The organism is Micromonospora sp. NPDC004540, assembly GCF_040610095.1.
GTDB lineage: Bacteria > Actinomycetota > Actinomycetes > Mycobacteriales > Micromonosporaceae > Micromonospora.
The window spans coordinates 1-15,906 of the sequence record NZ_JBEXLR010000128.1; the positions used below are offsets into that span (position 1 = coordinate 1).

Annotated in this window: 17 protein-coding genes and 2 pseudogenes; 11 read left to right on the top strand and 8 right to left on the bottom strand. The window is 74.6% G+C overall.

Features of this window, described 5'->3' with window-relative positions; translation table 11 throughout:
• Positions 1 to 286, bottom strand: a pseudogene (locus tag ABZV78_RS28625) (3-deoxy-7-phosphoheptulonate synthase); the annotation flags it as partial.
• A gap of 477 nt (positions 287 to 763) precedes the next feature.
• On the opposite strand from ABZV78_RS28625, the gene ABZV78_RS28630 reads away from it, so the two are divergent.
• Positions 764 to 979, top strand: a complete 216-nt coding sequence (locus ABZV78_RS28630; protein WP_355643518.1) for a hypothetical protein — start codon at positions 764 to 766, stop codon at positions 977 to 979.
• Here the strand turns inward: ABZV78_RS28630 and ABZV78_RS28635 are convergent.
• Positions 954 to 1,667, bottom strand: coding sequence for a phosphodiesterase (locus ABZV78_RS28635; RefSeq protein WP_355643520.1), 714 nt, complete (start codon positions 1,665 to 1,667; stop codon positions 954 to 956). The genes ABZV78_RS28630 and ABZV78_RS28635 overlap by 26 nt on opposite strands.
• An 81-nt stretch (positions 1,668 to 1,748) precedes the next feature.
• Here ABZV78_RS28635 and ABZV78_RS28640 point away from each other — a divergent pair, with 81 nt between their 5' ends.
• The 7 genes from ABZV78_RS28640 to ABZV78_RS28670 all read left to right on the top strand — a co-directional run bounded on the left by ABZV78_RS28640 (position 1,749) and on the right by ABZV78_RS28670 (position 9,322).
• A complete protein-coding gene (locus tag ABZV78_RS28640) occupies positions 1,749 to 3,041 on the top strand; it encodes a pitrilysin family protein (RefSeq protein ID WP_355643522.1) in 1,293 nt (430 codons plus the stop codon).
• Positions 3,038 to 4,384 carry a pitrilysin family protein gene (locus ABZV78_RS28645; RefSeq protein WP_355643523.1) on the top strand — a complete coding sequence of 449 codons (1,347 nt, stop codon included), beginning with the start codon at positions 3,038 to 3,040 and terminating at the stop codon, positions 4,382 to 4,384. The genes ABZV78_RS28640 and ABZV78_RS28645 overlap by 4 nt, the downstream gene beginning before the upstream one ends.
• A 259-nt stretch (positions 4,385 to 4,643) precedes the next feature.
• Positions 4,644 to 5,669 carry an aspartate-semialdehyde dehydrogenase gene (locus ABZV78_RS28650; protein ID WP_355643525.1) on the top strand — a complete coding sequence of 342 codons (1,026 nt, stop codon included), beginning with the start codon at positions 4,644 to 4,646 and terminating at the stop codon, positions 5,667 to 5,669.
• A 94-nt stretch (positions 5,670 to 5,763) separates the two neighbouring features.
• Positions 5,764 to 6,204, top strand: coding sequence for a PPOX class F420-dependent oxidoreductase (locus tag ABZV78_RS28655; protein WP_355643527.1), 441 nt, complete (start codon positions 5,764 to 5,766; stop codon positions 6,202 to 6,204).
• Positions 6,205 to 6,279: 75 nt separating this feature from the next.
• Entirely contained in the window at positions 6,280 to 6,696 is a 417-nt protein-coding gene (locus tag ABZV78_RS28660; protein WP_355643529.1) for a CBS domain-containing protein, read from the top strand.
• A 197-nt stretch (positions 6,697 to 6,893) separates the two neighbouring features.
• Positions 6,894 to 7,262: an SCP2 sterol-binding domain-containing protein gene (locus ABZV78_RS28665; RefSeq protein WP_355643531.1), complete on the top strand. Its 369-nt coding sequence runs from the start codon at positions 6,894 to 6,896 to the stop codon at positions 7,260 to 7,262.
• Positions 7,262 to 9,322, top strand: a complete 2,061-nt coding sequence (locus tag ABZV78_RS28670; protein ID WP_355643533.1) for a glycogen debranching N-terminal domain-containing protein — start codon at positions 7,262 to 7,264, stop codon at positions 9,320 to 9,322. Before ABZV78_RS28665 ends, ABZV78_RS28670 begins: the two co-directional genes overlap by 1 nt.
• 56 nt (positions 9,323 to 9,378) lie before the next feature.
• On the opposite strand, the gene ABZV78_RS28675 is transcribed toward ABZV78_RS28670, so the two are convergent.
• Both ABZV78_RS28675 and ABZV78_RS28680 read right to left on the bottom strand, forming a co-directional pair.
• Complete coding sequence (locus ABZV78_RS28675; protein WP_355643535.1) at positions 9,379 to 9,771, bottom strand: VOC family protein; 393 nt, start codon at positions 9,769 to 9,771, stop codon at positions 9,379 to 9,381.
• Between the two features lie 19 nt (positions 9,772 to 9,790).
• On the bottom strand, positions 9,791 to 10,438 hold the full coding sequence (locus ABZV78_RS28680) for an alpha/beta hydrolase (protein WP_355643537.1): 648 nt from the start codon (positions 10,436 to 10,438) through the stop codon (positions 9,791 to 9,793).
• Positions 10,439 to 10,560: 122 nt separating this feature from the next.
• On the opposite strand from ABZV78_RS28680, the gene ABZV78_RS28685 reads away from it, so the two are divergent.
• The 3 genes from ABZV78_RS28685 (at position 10,561) to ABZV78_RS28695 (ending at position 12,950) form a co-directional block, all read left to right on the top strand.
• The gene (locus ABZV78_RS28685; RefSeq protein ID WP_355643538.1) at positions 10,561 to 11,310 is read left to right on the top strand and encodes a lysophospholipid acyltransferase family protein; all 750 of its coding nucleotides are present in this window, start codon (positions 10,561 to 10,563) and stop codon (positions 11,308 to 11,310) included.
• 94 nt (positions 11,311 to 11,404) lie between these two features.
• Positions 11,405 to 12,007: an isochorismatase family protein gene (locus ABZV78_RS28690; RefSeq protein ID WP_355643540.1), complete on the top strand. Its 603-nt coding sequence runs from the start codon at positions 11,405 to 11,407 to the stop codon at positions 12,005 to 12,007.
• Positions 12,008 to 12,011: 4 nt separating this feature from the next.
• Entirely contained in the window at positions 12,012 to 12,950 is a 939-nt protein-coding gene (locus ABZV78_RS28695; protein ID WP_355643542.1) for a DJ-1/PfpI family protein, read from the top strand.
• A 9-nt stretch (positions 12,951 to 12,959) separates the two neighbouring features.
• Here ABZV78_RS28695 and ABZV78_RS28700 read toward each other — a convergent pair whose 3' ends face one another.
• From ABZV78_RS28700 to ABZV78_RS28715, 4 genes and pseudogenes are all read right to left on the bottom strand, one after another.
• Positions 12,960 to 13,703, bottom strand: a complete 744-nt coding sequence (locus tag ABZV78_RS28700) for a hypothetical protein (protein WP_355643546.1) — start codon at positions 13,701 to 13,703, stop codon at positions 12,960 to 12,962.
• Between the two features lie 73 nt (positions 13,704 to 13,776).
• Positions 13,777 to 14,493, bottom strand: a complete 717-nt coding sequence (locus ABZV78_RS28705; protein ID WP_355643544.1) for a response regulator transcription factor — start codon at positions 14,491 to 14,493, stop codon at positions 13,777 to 13,779.
• Positions 14,463 to 15,617 (bottom strand): hypothetical protein, encoded by a 1,155-nt coding sequence (locus tag ABZV78_RS28710; protein WP_355643547.1) that lies wholly within the window; start codon positions 15,615 to 15,617, stop codon positions 14,463 to 14,465. The genes ABZV78_RS28705 and ABZV78_RS28710 overlap by 31 nt, the downstream gene beginning before the upstream one ends.
• A 37-nt stretch (positions 15,618 to 15,654) precedes the next feature.
• Positions 15,655 to 15,906: pseudogene (locus tag ABZV78_RS28715) on the bottom strand (hypothetical protein); the annotation flags it as partial.

The following is a 15,906-nucleotide window of genomic DNA, read 5'->3' on the forward strand; positions in this document are numbered from 1 at the left end:
ACACCTCGCGCTGGGCGGCGGCGTGCCGGGCGGCGGCCCGGCGCAGCCGGGCCGCGTACTCCAGGGCCGCGGCGGGGTCGTGCACCGAGCAGGGGCCGACCACGACCAGCAGCCGGTCGTCGGCACGGTCCAGCACCCGGCCGACGGCACGCCGGCCGGCCACCACGGCCTCGGCGAGGGACTCGTCGAGGGGCAGGTGGTGGTGCAGCAGGGCCGGGGTGGTCAGCGGCACGACACGGTCGATCCGCTGGTCGATGACCCGATGGACGTCCGGGGTCGTCGTCACGGTGGGGTTCCTTCCGCCGACCGTGCCCGGGGCCGGCGCCCGGGATCGAGCCGGCTGCTCGTACGCGAAAGGGCAGGGAATCATCCCTGCCCGGCCGGCTCGAAGAGGAGTGACGTCAGCTCATGGTTGAGTCACCGGCTCCTCCAGCCGGCTGCCTAAACCATCGATACGACCGCGTCACGCCCGCCAGCGTACCCGACGGGAGGGGTGGTCTCACCCGCTCGTCGGGTAAGCCGCGCCTCATGTTGACCCTGGTCGATGAAACGAGCGGTAACTCCGGCGGCACGGCACGTGTCCGCCCGCCGTCCGTGCGGGTGATCGGCCGGCTGGACCGGTCTTCCGTCCCGAATCCTGGGAGGCGGGCTGCCAGTGGGGCCGCCACGGGTGCGGGAACGCTCACCGGAACGAATTGCCGGTCGTACCGCATGCTGGGAAGGGCGGGGTTCCGCCGGGCCCTGGCGGGGGTATGAGGACGGCATGAGCCACCAGCAGAGCGATCAGGACCGGATCGAGTCCCGCGGCCACCTGCTGCCCGAGGAGGCGGCGGTGGGCAGCGAGGATCCCGAGGCGCAGGCCGACGCGATCCTCGAAGAATCGGACATCCGGGAGGAGGACCGGAACGCCGCCCCGGACACGGTGCTGGAGCACCGGACCTCCGAGCAGACCGTCACCCCCGTCGAGCCGCCCGACTGAGCACGACGCCGCGGGCCCGCTGGGAACCCCGGTAGGTGGTTTCCCGCAACCAGGCGAGTTGGCCGGTCACCCGCAGGCCCGGCGGCACGTTGCCGATCGGATCGAAGGCCGGCGCGGCGTCCTCCCGGGCGCCGCGCCGGCCGTCCAGCCGCACCTCGCCGAACGGCCGCCACGGCCCGACCGCCGAGGCCACCGCCAGCACCAGCCGCGGCCCGTCGTCGCCGGCCACCGCGGGGAGTTCGGCCAGGCCGCGGCCCAGTTCGGGCGAGTCGGGGTCGGCCAGCACCGCCAGGTAGAGCCGCCGCCGTCCGGCCCGGAACGACATGATCGAGCTGTACGTCCCGGTGAAGCGGCGCCGGGGCAGCGGCAGGTGGCGCAGCACCGGCGCCGCGCCGCTGGAGCTCGCCAGCAGGTCCACCGGCGGTTCCGGGTCGCGGTGCAGCCGGATGCCGACCCCCAGCACGTCCGGCCAGCTTCCCGGGGTGGGCACCCCCTTCGAGAGCCGGACCGTCGCCGGCCACCGGCCGGGCAGGTCGAGCAGCGGCACGCCGGTCGGCGGGCCCGGCGTACCCCAGATGAGCACCTCGGCGGAGAAGGTGCGGCCGGCGGGATGCAGCAGGCGGGCGCGGCGGAGCCGGGCCAGCGCGGCGGCGGCGCGTTCGACCGGGGACGATGCGGGGGAGGACATGCCGGGCGAGTACCCCGGCGCGCGGCGACGATGCTCCCCGCACGTCACCTTTCCGCCCGCGAGATCGGATAGCGTCGTGCCATGCCCGACAGCGGTTACCCCTGGCCGATCGAGACGACCCGACTGGACAACGGCCTGCGCGTGGTGGTGAGCGAGGACCGCACCGCCCCCGCCGTGGCCGTGAACCTCTGGTACGACGTGGGTTCCCGCCACGAACCGGAGGGCCAGACCGGCTTCGCCCACCTCTTCGAGCACCTGATGTTCGAGGGCTCGGTCAACGTGGCGAAGACCGAGCACATGAAGCTCATCCAGGGCTCCGGCGGCTCGCTCAACGCCACCACCAACCCGGACCGGACCAACTACTTCGAGACGGTGCCGGCCGAGCACCTGGAGTTGGCGCTCTGGCTGGAGGCCGACCGGATGGGCGGGCTGGTCCCCGCGCTGACTCAGGAGACGCTGGACAACCAGCGGGACGTGGTGAAGAACGAGCGCCGCCAGCGCTACGAGAACGTGCCGTACGGCGACGCCTGGCTGCGGCTGCTGCCGCTGCTCTACCCGCCCGGGCATCCGTACCACCACGCCACGATCGGCTCGATGGCCGACCTGAACGCCGCCGACCTGGCCACCTTCCAGGCGTTCCACAGCACCTGGTACGCGCCGAACAACGCCGTGCTCACCGTGGTCGGCGACACCACCGCCGCCGAGGTGTTCGCGTTGGCCGACAAGTACTTCGGCGCCCTGCCGCCGCGCGACGACATCCCGGCCGGCCCGGACGGCCGCACCGTCCCGGCCACCGGGCGGCCCGCGGCGGAGACCGTCGTCTCCGACGTGCCCGCTCCCCGGGTCTACGTGGCGCACCGCACCCGGCCGTTCGGCACCCCCGGCTACGACGTGACCACCGTGCTCGCCACCGTGCTGGGCAGCGGCCGGGGGAGCCGGCTCTACCAGCGGCTCGCCGACGGCGAGCGGATCGCCCAGCCGGACCTGGTCGGGGCGTACGGGGTGGACCTGGCGCACGGCCCCGCGCCGCTGATCGCCACCGCCACGGCCCGCCCCGGAGTGTCCGGCGAGCGGCTGCGCGAGGGGCTGGCCGAGGTGGTCGACGAACTGGCCACCGTGCCCGTGACCGCCGCCGAGCTGGACCGGGCCAAGGCGCTGCTGAGCACCATGTGGTGGCGACAGATGTCCACGGTGGACGGCCGGGCCGACGCCCTCGGCCGGTACGCCACCCAGTTCGGCGACCCGGCCCGGGCCGGCGAGCGGCTGCCCGCCTGGCTCGCCGTCACCGCGGAGCAGATCGCCGAGCAGGCCGCCGAGCTGCTCGGCCCGGCCGACCGGGCGACCCTGACCTACGTGCCCGAGGAGACCTCATGACGCTGATCGCCACCCGTCCCGGCCCGGGCGCCGCCCGCCCGTACCGGTTCCCGCAGGTGGTCCGCCGGTCCGCCGCCGGCGGCCAGGTCGTCGCCGCGCACCTGCCCGGGCAGAACCTCGCCGTCGCGCTGCTGCTGCTCGACGGCGGCGCCGGCCGGGAGCCGGTCGGCAAGGAAGGAGTCGGCGGGGTGCTGGCCAAGGCGCTGGAGGAGGGCACCGCGCAGCGGGACGCCACCGCGTACGCCCTGGCCATCGAGGCGCTCGGCACCGAGCTGGTGAGCGGCCTGGACTGGGACTCGTTCCAGGTCAGCGTGCAGGTGCCGGTCGACCGGCTGAGCGCGGCCGTGGAACTGCTCGCCGAGGCGGTGCGGACGCCGAAGCTCGACCCGGCCGACGTGCGGCGGGTCCGCGACGACGAGGCGACCGCGCTGCGGATGGACTGGGCGAACCCGGGCCCCCGGGCCGACGCCGTGCTCCGCGCCGACCTGTTCGGCGCCGACAACCGCTGGGGCCGCCCGCTGTACGGCGACCCGGAGAGCGTCGCCGCCCTGGACGTGGACGACGTGACCGTCTTCCACTCCGAGTGGTTCATCCGGCCGGGCACGCTGATCGTCGCCGGTGACCTGGACCGGATCGACCTCGACGCGCTCGCCGCGACGGTGTTCAGCGGGGCCGGCGGGGGTGTGGTGGAGAAGGGCGGCCCGATCGAGGTGCCGCTGTCGGACCGGCGGCGGATCATCCTGGTCGACCGTCCCGGCTCGGTGCAGTCCACGCTCCGCCTCGGGCACCCGTCGCCGCACCGCGCCCACCCGGACCACGTGCCGATGACGCTGTCCGGCACGGTGCTCGGCGGGGCGTTCACCTCCCGGCTCAACCACCTCATCCGCGAGGTGCGCGGCTACACGTACGGGATCCGGGGCGACTTCGCCTCGTCCCGGCGGTTCGGCCGGTTCGCGATCAGCTCCGGGGTGCAGACCGCGGTGACCGCGCCGGCCCTGGTCGAGGCGGTCGGCGAGGTGTCGCGTACCCGGCTGACCGGGGTGACCGAGGCGGAGCTGGAGGTGGCCCGCTCCTGGCGGGCCGGCCAGCTCTCGGTCGAGCTGCAGAGCCCCCGGGCCATCGCCTCGGCGCTCACCACGCTGGTCGTGCACGACCTGCCGGACGACTACCACGCCCGGCTGCGTGAGGCGCTGCTCGCCGCGACCGTCGAGGAGGTCTCCGCGGCGGCCGCCGCCCACCTGCACCCGGAGTCGCTCACCCTGGTGGTCGAGGGCGACTCGGCGGTGATCCGGGACGAGCTGGTCGCCGCCGGCCTCGGCGAGGTGGTCGACCACACCCCCTGACCGGGTTCGGTGCGGTGCCGACGGCCTGGCCGCGGGATGTGATTCCCGTCGCGTCGGGCCGTCGCCGTGCCGTCGGCGGGTGACGCGGATGCTGCGGCCCGGGCCCCGGACGGCCGGGGATTCTCCGCCGACGGCCCGTCGCCGGCGTTGTGGTTGCAGGTCGACGGCCGGTTCGGCGGAGGGCGCGGCCGGCGGCCGGCGGCCCGCGCGGTGGGAAAGGCTTCCCGCCGGCCCCGCCCCGCTGGGTAGCCTCGCGGGCATGAGGATCGGCATTGTGGGGGCCACCGGCCAGGTCGGTGGCGTGATGCGGCAGGTGCTGGCGGAGCGCGAGTTCCCGGCGGAGCAGGTGCGGCTGTTCGCCTCGGCCCGGTCGGCCGGGCGCACGCTGCCCTGGCGCGACGGCGAGGTCACCGTGGAGGACGCGGCCACGGCCGACTACCGCGGGCTCGACATCGTGCTCTTCTCGGCGGGCAAGGGCACCTCCCGGGAGCTCGCCCCCCGCGTCGCCGAGGCCGGCGCGGTCGTCATCGACAACTCCTCGGCGTTCCGGATGGACCCCGAGGTGCCGCTGGTGGTCGCCGAGGTCAACCCGCACGCCATCGCCGACCGGCCCAAGGGCATCGTGGCCAACCCGAACTGCACCACCATGGCCGCCATGCCGGTGCTGCGGCCGCTGCACCAGGAGGCCGAGCTGGTGAGCCTCGTCGTCGCCACCTACCAGGCGGTCTCCGGAGCCGGCCTGGCCGGCGTGGCCGAGCTGGACGAGCAGGTCCGCAAGGTCGCCGAGCACGCCGCCGGGCTTGCCTTCGACGGGTCGGCCGTGGAGTTCCCCGCGCCGCGCTCGTTCGCCCGCCCGATCGCCTTCAACGTGCTCCCGCTGGCCGGCTCGATCGTCGACGACGGCTCCTTCGAGACCGACGAGGAGCAGAAGCTGCGCAACGAGAGCCGCAAGATCCTGGAGATCCCCCAGCTCAAGGTCTCCGGCACCTGCGTCCGGGTGCCGGTCTTCACCGGCCACTCGCTCCAGATCAACGCCCGCTTCGCCCGCCCGATCACCCCGGCCCGGGCCCGCGAGCTGCTCGACGGCGCGCCGGGCGTGGCCCTGCACGACGTGCCGACCCCGCTGGAGGCGGCCGGGCAGGACCCGACGTACGTCGGGCGGATCCGGGCCGACGAGACCGTCGAGCACGGCCTCGCCCTGTTCTGCGCCAACGACAACCTGCGCAAGGGCGCGGCGCTCAACGCCGTGCAGCTCGCCGAACTGGTCGCCGCCGAGCGGCGCTGACCCCGGTCCCGCGGGCCCGGCGGGTGGCCGGGCACGCGGGCGGGAAATGCGGTGAGATGGGGGTCGACCACACCAGTCGACACGGGAGGCCCCCATGGCGGACGAGCGGACCCGGCAGGCCCTGACCGATCTCATCGCGAGCCGCCGGCTCGGGGTGCTCGCCACCCTGAAGCGGGACGGCCGGCCCCAGCTGTCCACCGTGGTCCACTCCTTCGACCCCGACGCCGGGCTGATCCGGGTCTCGGTCACCGACGGCCGGGCCAAGACCGCCAACCTGCGCCGCGACCCCCGCGCCAGCTACCACGTGAGCAGCGAGGACGGCTGGGCGTACGCGGTGGCGGAGGCCCGCGCCGAGCTGACCCCGGTGGCGGAGCGGCCGGACGACCCGACCGTCGAGGAACTGGTCGGGCTCTACCGGGCGGTGCAGGGCGAACACCCGGACTGGGACGACTTCCGGCGGGCCATGGTGGCCGAGCGCCGGCTGGTGCTCCGGCTGCACGTCGAGCGGCTCTACGGGATGCGGCCGCGCGGCTGACCGCCGGGTGCCGGTGGCGTTACCTCGTTCGCGCCGCCGGGTAGACCGCGGTGCCGACACCGAGAGGGGAGCACCATGACAACGGTCGGAGAGTTCATGACGACCCGGTTGGTGACGATGAACGGCAGCGACACCCTCACCGCCGCGGCACAGGAGATGCGCGACAGCGCCATCGGCGACGTGGTGGTGACCGATGGCGACAAAGTGGTCGGCATCGTTACAGACCGGGATATTACGGTCCGGGGCGTGGCCGAGAACATGGATCCCAGCACGACCCGGCTCAACCAGATCACCAGCAAGGACGTGGTGACGGTGAGTCAGTACGACGACGCGGTGGCCGCCGCCGACCTGATGCGCACCTACGCGGTCCGCCGGTTGCCGGTGATAGACGACGGCCGCCTGGTCGGCCTGGTCTCCATGGGTGACCTGGCCGTGGAACGGGAACCCCAATCGGTGCTCGCGGACATCAGCGCCGACGAACCGAACAACTGACTCGTCCGCCGCGGTGACGCCGGCCCCCGGTTCGGGGGCCGGCGTTCGCGCATGCCCGGGGCCGTTCGGCACCGTATCCCCCGGACCCGACGCCGCCGGCCGGGTGACTCACCCGAAGCGGGCGAGGTTGACGCCGTAGCGGGCGGGGACCCGTCCTCGGACGTCGGAGGGCGCGGATGGCGGGAGGAGTCGCCCGGATGGACATGACCACGAGATTCTTCGAGGACCTGGACCGGCGCGGGTACGAGCCGCTGCTGGCCAAGACTGCCGGAACCCTCCGGTTCGACCTGCACGAGGGAGCGCAGACCATGCACTGGCTGCTGGAGATCGACCGGGGCAACCTCCGGGTCCGCCAGGAGGACCAGGAGGCCGACACCGTGGTGGGTGCCGACCCGCGGCTCTTCGGCGAGCTGGTGAGCGGCCAGGAGAACGCCATCGCGGCGCTGCTGCGCGGCGACATGACGGTCTCCGGCGACCTGCGTCTGGTGTTGCAGGTGGAACGGATCTTTCCCGGTCCGGGGGATTCCCGCGGGCCGCACCACGCGTTCCAGAGGAGGGCTGCCTGATGGCCGCGAGCAACACCATCCGGATCCTGGACGGCAACACGTTCGTGGTCTCCGAGGACACCGGTGACATCGAGGCCACGCCGACCGAGCCCACCGGCCTCTTCTCGATCGACACGAGGTTCCTGTCGAAATGGGTGCTGACCGTCAACGGCGAGCGCCTCAACTCGCTCTCCTACGACGACCTCCAGTACTACGAGGCCCGGTTCTTCCTGGTGCCCGGGATGGCCACGCACTACATCGACGCCAAGTTGTCGATCATCCGGGAGCGGGCGGTGGGCGGCAGCTTCCGGGAGACGCTGACCATCCTCAACCACGACGAGAAGGCGGTGGACCTGGAGATCCGGATGGACGCCGGCTCCGACTTCGCCGACCTGTTCCAGGTCAAGGACGAGATCCTGAACAAGAAGGGCGAGACCTACGCCGAGGCGGAGTCCGACAAGCTGCGGCTCGGCTACCGACGGGGCAACTTCCGGCGGGAGACGGTCATCGCCGCCTCCCGGCCGGCCCGCTACGACCGCAACGGGTTCGCCTGGACCATCCACCTGGAACCCAACGAGCAGTGGGACACCGCCATCGACGTGCAGACGCACGCGGTCGGCCCGGGCGGCCGGGACCTGCGGATGGGGCTGCGGGCGCACGGCACCGAGCGGCTGGCCCTCCAGCACGACCTGGAGCAGTGGGTCGCCAAGGCGCCGAAGGTGAACAGCGAGCACGGCCAGGTGGCCTCGACGTACCGGCGCAGCCTCATCGACCTGGCCGCGCTGCGGTTCTCGCCGCTCTCGCTCGGCGGGCAGACCCTGCCGGCCGCCGGCCTGCCGTGGTTCATGACCATGTTCGGCCGGGACAGCATCTTCACCTGCCTCCAGGTGCTGCCGTTCGCGCCGGAGATGTCGAAGACCACGCTGCGCATCCTGGGGGCGTTGCAGGGCACCCGGTTCGACGACTTCCGCGACGAGGACCCGGGGCGGATCCTGCACGAGATGCGCTACGGCGAGACCGCCGCCTTCGAGGAGCAGCCGCACTCGCCGTACTACGGCTCGGTGGACGCGACGCCGCTGTTCATCGTGCTGCTCGACGAGTACGAGAAGTGGAGCGGTGACGTCGCGCTGGTCAAGGAGCTGGAACGGGAGTGCCGGGCCGCGCTCAAGTGGATCGACGACTACGCCGACCTGGTCGGCAACGGCTACGTCTGGTACGAGCGGCGCAACACCGACACCGGCCTGGAGAACCAGTGCTGGAAGGACTCCTGGGACTCCCTCTCGTACTCCGACGGCACGCTGCCGCCGTTCCCGCGGGCCACCTGCGAGGTGCAGGGGTACGCGTACGACGCGAAGATGCGGGCCGCCCGGCTGGCCCGGGAGTTCTGGGACGACGCGGCGTACGCCGACCAACTGGAACGCGAGGCCGCGGAGCTGAAGGAGCGGTTCAACCGGGACTGGTGGGTGGCCGACGGCGGCTACTACGCCCTGGGGCTGGACCCGACCGGCCGGCAGTGCAACGTGCTCAGCTCCAACATCGGTCACCTGCTGTGGAGCGGCATCGTGCAGGAGGACCGGGCGGCGCAGATCGCCGCGCACCTCGTCGGCCCGCGGCTCTTCTCCGGCTGGGGGGTGCGCACCCTGGCCGAAGGCGAGATCCGCTACAACCCGATCGGCTACCACAACGGCACGATCTGGCCGTTCGACAACTCCTTCATCGCCTGGGGCCTGCGCCGGTACGGCTTCGCCGAGGAGGCCGCCACCATCGCCAACGGCATCCTGGACGCGGCGCGCTACTTCGACGGGCGGCTGCCGGAGGCGTTCGGCGGCTACCAGCGGGAGCTGACCAAGTTCCCGGTGGAGTATCCGACGGCGTGCAGCCCGCAGGCCTGGTCGACCGGGACCCCGCTGCTGCTGATCCGGACCATGCTGGGGCTGGAACCGCACGAGGGGCACCTCTCGGTGGACCCGCGGCTGCCGATCGGCATGGGACGGATCGAGGTGCTGGACATCCCGGGCCGGTGGGGCCGCGTGGACGCCTTCGCCCGGGGCCGGCTGGACCTGCACAACCTGGCCGCCTGACCCGTGGAGCCGTGCGCGCCGCCGACCGAGGGGTCGGCGGCGCGTCGCCGCGTGGCTCAGTGCCCGGGCAGCAGCGTGTCGCCGTGCGCCTCGCTCCGGGGGAGCAGGCAGAACTCGTTGCCCTCCGGGTCGGCCAGCACGGTCCACCGGGGCAGTTCGCGGACCACCGTCGCGCCCGCCTCCAGCACGGCCGCCCGCTCCTCGGCGTCGCCGACCAGGTCCAGGTGGATCCGGCCGGGGCCGGGCAGGTCGTCGACCGGGCTGATCCAGACGTCGGGCCGGCGGCCGGCGGGGTCGCGCAGCAGCACCGACTCGTCCGGCTCCAGCGACCGGTCGGCGAGCTTCACCCGGTCCTCCTCGACCACGGGCAGCCCGGTCACCGCGCTCCAGAACGGGGCGAGCAGGTAGGGGTCGCGGCAGTGGATGACGATCGCGGTGAGATCGGGCATGCCCTGCACCGTAGTCGGCTCAGGCCGCCGGCAGGACGCTGTCCAGGAACGCGGCGGTGACCGCCCGGATGTCGGGGCGGGCCAGGTCGAGCGCGTGCCCGCCGTGGGTGAGCCAGAGGTGCGCCGGGTGGCCGGCGGCGAGCAGGCGGCCGGCCAGCCCGACCGACTGGGCGGCCGGCACCGCGGCGTCGTCGCGGCCCTGCACCAGCAGCACCGGCACGCCCGAACCCAGGTGGCTGGCGACGGTGGCGTCGACGGTCGCCGCGTCGCCCGGGGCGGGTTGGTGGCCGAGCAGGCCCGCCCAGGGATCGTCGTGCCGGCGCAGCCGTCGCCACTCCGGGTCCAGCGGGTCGACCGGCGCCCAGTACGCCAGCACCGCCCGGACGTCGCCCGGCCGGTCCACCCCGCGCAGGCCCAGGTGCAGGGCCAGCATCGCGCCGGCCGAGTCGCCGCCGACCAGCAGCGGCAGCCCGCCCGCCGCGGCCCGGGCGGCCCGGGCGGCGGCGCGTACGTCGTCGAGCTGGGCCGGCCAGCGGGCCTCGGCCACGAAGCGGTAGGTCGCGGGCACCACCCGCAGCCCGAGCGGGGCGAGGGCGGCCCCGTCCTCGTCGGAGCGGGCCTGCCACCCGCCGCCGTGGATCCAGAGCAGTACGGCGCGATCGGTCATCCGGCCATGCTGGCCGCCCGGCCACGCCACCGGCGAGCCCGCTCTGCCGAGGGCAGAGCGGGGTGTCCGACCGCACTTCTCGCCCCTACGGTCGCGTAACCTACTCGGGGTAAAGTTGGCGAATGTCGGAACTCGTGTACCCGCCCGTGATCCTCGCCGCCAAGACGATGTTCCGCGCCCTCGACCTGCGCCTGCGCGTGGAGGGCAGCCACCACGTGCCGCGCACGGGCGGGGCGGTGCTGGCCTCGAACCACGTCAGCTATCTCGACTTCATCTTCTGCGGGTACGGCGCACACGAGTCCCGCCGGTTGGTCCGGTTCATGGCCAAGGACGCCGTCTTCCGGCACAAGGTCTCCGGCCCGCTGATGCGCGGCATGAAGCACATCCCGGTGAACCGGGCCGCCGGCGCCGGCTCGTACGCCGCCGCGGTGGGCGCGCTGCGCCGCGGCGAGGTGGTCGGCGTCTTCCCGGAGGCCACCATCAGCCGCTCGTTCACCGTCAAGGACCTGAAGAACGGCGCGGCCCGGATGGCCCAGGAGGCCGGCGTGCCGCTGCTGCCGGTCGCGCTCTGGGGCACCCAGCGGCTGTGGACCAAGGGCCGGCCGCGCACCCTGACCCGCCGGCACACCCCGATCACCATCCTGGTGGGTGAGCCGATCGACCCGGCCGCCCACCCGGACGGCAACGCCCTCACCGCCGAGCTGCGCACCCGCCTCACCGCGCTGGTCGACCGGGCCCAGCGGGAGTACCCGGACCAGCCCGCCGGCCCGGACGACGCCTGGTGGCAGCCGGCCCACCTCGGCGGCTCCGCGCCCACGCCGGAGCAGGCCGCCGAGCTGGACCGCCCGGGTCGCCGCACCCCCACCTCCTGAGCCACGCCGGGGGGCCGGGACCTGGCCGGATCGTTCCGCATCCGGGCATGATGGTGTCTGCCGGCCGGGCGCCCGCCCGGCCAGGATCGAGCCCATGAGCAGAGCAGCACTCGTCGTCATCGACGTCCAGGAGTCCTTCCGGCAGCGCCCGATCTGGGCCCACGCCTCCCAGCCGGACATCGTCGACCAGGTGAACCGGTTGGTCGACGCGGCCCGTCGCCGGGGCGACCTGGTGGTCTGGGTCCTGCACGCCGAGCCGGGCAGCTGTGGCGTCTTCGACCCGGCGCTCGGGCACGTCCGGCTGATCGACGGGCTCGCCCCGGCGGCCGGGGAGCCGACGCTGGTCAAGACCTCGCACAACGCCTTCACCACCACCAACCTCCAGCAGGTGCTCACCCTCGCCGGGATCCGCGCGGTGGCGGTCTGCGGCATCCGCACCGAGCAGTGCGTGGAGACCACCGCCCGGGTCGGCTGCGACCTCGGCTACGAGATGACCTTCGTGACCGACGCCACGGTCACCTTCCCCACCCCGCACCGGGACCTGCCGGCCGACGCCCCGCTGGAGCGGATCCTGGCCGACCCACGCACCCTGTCCGCCGCCGAGATGACCACCCGCACCGAGTACGCCCTGGCCGGCCGGTTCGCCACCGTCCGCACCGTCGCCGAGGTGACCGACGCCGTCCCGGTCGGCGCCTGATCCGATGGCCCGGGTCGTGTTCCTCCTGGTCCCGCAGCTGCATCTGCTGGACCTGGCCGGGCCGGCCCAGGTCTTCTCCACCGCCGCCGACCTCGGGTACGACTACCGCCTGCACTACGTCGCCGCCACGCCCGAGGTGCCGACCGTGCAGGGGGTGTCGCTGCGGGCCACGCCGGACTGGCCCGCGCTGGACCGCGACGACCTGGTGGTCGTACCCGGATGGCGGGTGTCGGCGCACGGCCCGGCGGGGCCGGTCGGGCCGGACGAGCTGCGGCGGCTGGCCGACCACCACGCGGCCGGCGGCACCGTGGCGAGCGTCTGCGCGGGCGCCTTCGCCCTCGCCCGGGCCGGCCTGCTCGACGGACGGCGCTGCACCACCCACCACGACGTGCAGGACGAGCTGGCCCGGCGGCACCCGGCGGCCCGGGTGGTCCGCGACGTGCTCTACGTGGTCGACGACCGGGTGGTCAGCTCCGCCGGCATCGCGAGCGGCATCGACGTGGCGCTGCACCTGGTCGCCGCCCGGCACGGCCCGGCGGTGGCCGCCCGGATCGCCCGCACCCTCGTCGTGTACGCCCGGCGCAACGGCCACGAGCAGCAGGCCAGCGCGATGATGCGGCACCGGTCGCACCTGTCCGACGCGGTGCACCGGGCGCAGGACCTGATCGACGGGCACTACGCCGAGCCGCTGCCCCTGGCCGAGCTGGCCGCCGCCTGCGGCGTCGCCGAACGCACCCTGAGCCGGCTGTTCCGGCAGGCCACCGGGCTGACCCCGCTCGGCTACCAGCAACTGTTGCGGGTGGAACGGGCCGAACACCTGATCGGGCACGGCGCCACGGTGGAGGCCGCCGCCCGCGCGGTCGGCTTCACCGACGCCCGGATGCTGCGCCGGCTGCGCGCCCGGGGCCGCCCCGCCCCGGCCGCGCTGCGACTGGCCGGCTGAGCCCTCGCCTCAGCAGGCGGAGCCGGGGCGGTCCCGCGCCGGGACGTCCTGGCGCGGCCAGGCAGGCGGCTCCGCCTCGGCCGGGCGGTAGTAGTCGTCCCGGGACAGGAACTCGACCGGCAGCGAGCCCGGCAGGGTCACCGCGCCCGGGACCGGGCCGGGCACCGGGCCCATCCGCACCGTCAGGGTGTCCCGCTCCGGCGGGGAGAGGTCCACCAGTTCCGGGCGGGCCAGCCGGAACGCGGCCACCGAACGCCGCACCTGCCGGGCCAGCGCGGCGACCAGGCAGATCGGGCCGGCGAGCGCCAGCGCCGGCTGACGGATGGTGCGCAGCGCGTCGCAGACCACCCGCAGCTCGCCGGCGCCGTCCGGGCCCTCGGCCACCTCCAGCCGGGACGGCCACTGCCAGCGGATCTGGCCGCTGACCAGGCGGGACAGCCGGACCGGGCGCCGGTGCCGGGCGTCCGTCCGGCCGTCCCGCCCGGAGATCAGGGACAGCTCCGAGCCGGTGCAGACGTAAGCCAGCCGCCGGTCGGTCACGGTGACCGTGGCCGGGGTGGGCAGTGCCCAGGACCGGAGATCGTCGGTGGGGCCGAGCAGGTGACCCGCCACCGGCAGCCGGTGCTGCCCGAGCAGTTGTTCGCCGGGCTCCGGGAGCAGCACGTGCCGCTGGTCGAGCAGGGGGCGGGTGGGATCGTCGTCCGCGTCGAAGCGGTGCGGCCCGATGAAGAAGGGTGCGGCGTCCTCCTGCACGGTCACGACCTCCCGGTGGCGGTTGGCGACACGTCCAGCCTGGCCGACCCGGGGGCGGCTGTCATGACACCCGTTAGGGGGTCGGCCGGTCGGCGGACGCCTGTGACCGGTAGATGCCGACATCTTCCGGCCGGACGAGGCCGTCCTCGATCGCCCGGGCGAGCAGCGCCGCCTTGGTGGCCGCCGGCCGCCCCGCCCGGGTGTACTTGATCCGCGCCCGGTCCACGTACTGCTTCACGGTGTGCTCGCTGATCCGCATCCGGCGCGCCACGGACGCCTTCGACATCGACTGGAACCACAGCAGCAGGGCCTCGCGCTCCTTGTCCGACAGGGTCGGCCGGTCCGGCCGGGGGTCGCCCACGATCGCCCCGGCCAGCGCCGGCGGCACGTACGGGCGGTCGCTCGCCGCGGCGAGCACGGTGGCCACGCAGTGCTCCCGCCCCTCGTGCTTGGCCAGGAACGCCACCGCCCCCGCGTCCAGCGCGGCCAGCATGGTGTCCGGGTCGGTGTGCTCGGAGTAGACCACCACCCGGCGGCCGGCGGCGCTCAGCTCGGCCAGCTTGTCGAGCACCATCCGCCCGTGCAGCCGCAGGTCGAGCAGGACCACATCGGCCTCCGGGGCGGCCCGCAGCACCACGTCCGGGTCGTCCCCGGTGGCCAGCACGCGCAGCCGCGGCTCGCCGGCCAGCCAGGCCCGCACCCCGTCGATCACGACCGGATGGTCGTCCACGATCGCCACGCCGACCGGCTGCCCGCCGGTCACGTCCTCCGCCACCGGGTCTGCGTCCATCTGATCTCCCCGTTCCGCTCGTGCAGGTGCTCCACCGACCCGTCCCCGTCGCCTCCGGGCGGGCCGGTCGCGTCCGGCCCTTCGTGATCGGGGGTGACCAGGCTGACCACCACCTCGTCCGGGCCGGCCACCACGGTCAGCCGGGCCCAGCCCCGGGCGCCGGCGAGCGCCGCGGTCGGCGGGTCGGCCAGCCGCCGGCGGACCTCGACCGGCAGCTCCGGCAGCGCCCCGACGGCGACCAGCTCGATCGGCAGGCCGTTCCGCTCCGCCAGATCGGCGGCGGCACGCAGCTCGTGCAGCAGCGGATCCGGCACGTCGTCCGACTCGGCGATCAGCCGGCGCAGCCGGGCCGCCGCCAGCACGGCGCGGCGGCGTACCGCCGGGTCGGCCGGGTCGGCCTCGCCGGCCGCGAGGGCGGCCAGCACCTCCTCGGCGGTGCCGCTGACCAGGGCGAGCCGCCCCTGCCGCTCCCGGCGGGCCCGTTCCGCCGCATCCCGTTCCGCCGCCACCGCCAGGGCCGTCGCGGCGGTGCCGGCCCGGTCCCGGGCCAGCGCGGCGATCGCCGCCGCCCCGGCGAAGACCGCCACCGGCAGCGACGAGGTGCCGTAGACGTACATCGCGTAGCGGCTCAGGTCGGCCGGGACGGTGGCGCCGTGCAGGACCACCGCGGCCAGGGCGGTCGTCGCGTGCGCTCCGAGCAGCGCGAGCAGCCAGGCCAGTGGCCGCCACCAGAGCACCAGCAGGAAGAACCAGGCCAGCCCGCCCCACACCCAGTTGGCCGCGGTGAACAGCTGCCGCTCGCCGGCTGCCGCGAAGACCGTCCCGTCGACCACCAGCAGCGCCACCGCCAGCGGCCGGGCGGGCGGCAGCCCGCCGCGCAACAGGCGTACGCCGGCCGCGCCGCCGATCGCCGCGGTCACCAGCCAGCCGGCGGCGACCACCGACGGGGCGGCCAGCCGGGACCAGGAGCCGAGCAGCGCCGGCAGCCCGATCGCCAGGTGCCAGGCCAGCGCGATGACCACCACCACGATCCGGGCGCCCCGGTCCGAGGCGTCGGCCACCGCGTGCGCCGCCGTCGCGGCAAACCCCGGGCCGGCGCGGTCCGGCGTCCGCTGCTGCACCAGCGGCCGGTCCGTCGTGCCGGTCCCGACCGCTCCCCACTCAGTGGACACCCGACCACTCCAGCCGGATCCGGGTGCCGGCGCCAGGGGCGGAGGTCACCTCTGCGCGGCCGCCCACCGTGGACATCCGGCCGTGGATCGACTCGCGCAGCCCGTACCGGTGGGCCGGAACGCTGGCCGGGTCGAAGCCGGGACCGTCGTCGCCTGGACGGCAGCGCTGAATTAGAGCACCTGGACCCGCCGTTAGGTTCGCGACGTCGAGCCACGTCTGCCGCAGAAATCTCACTGGTCT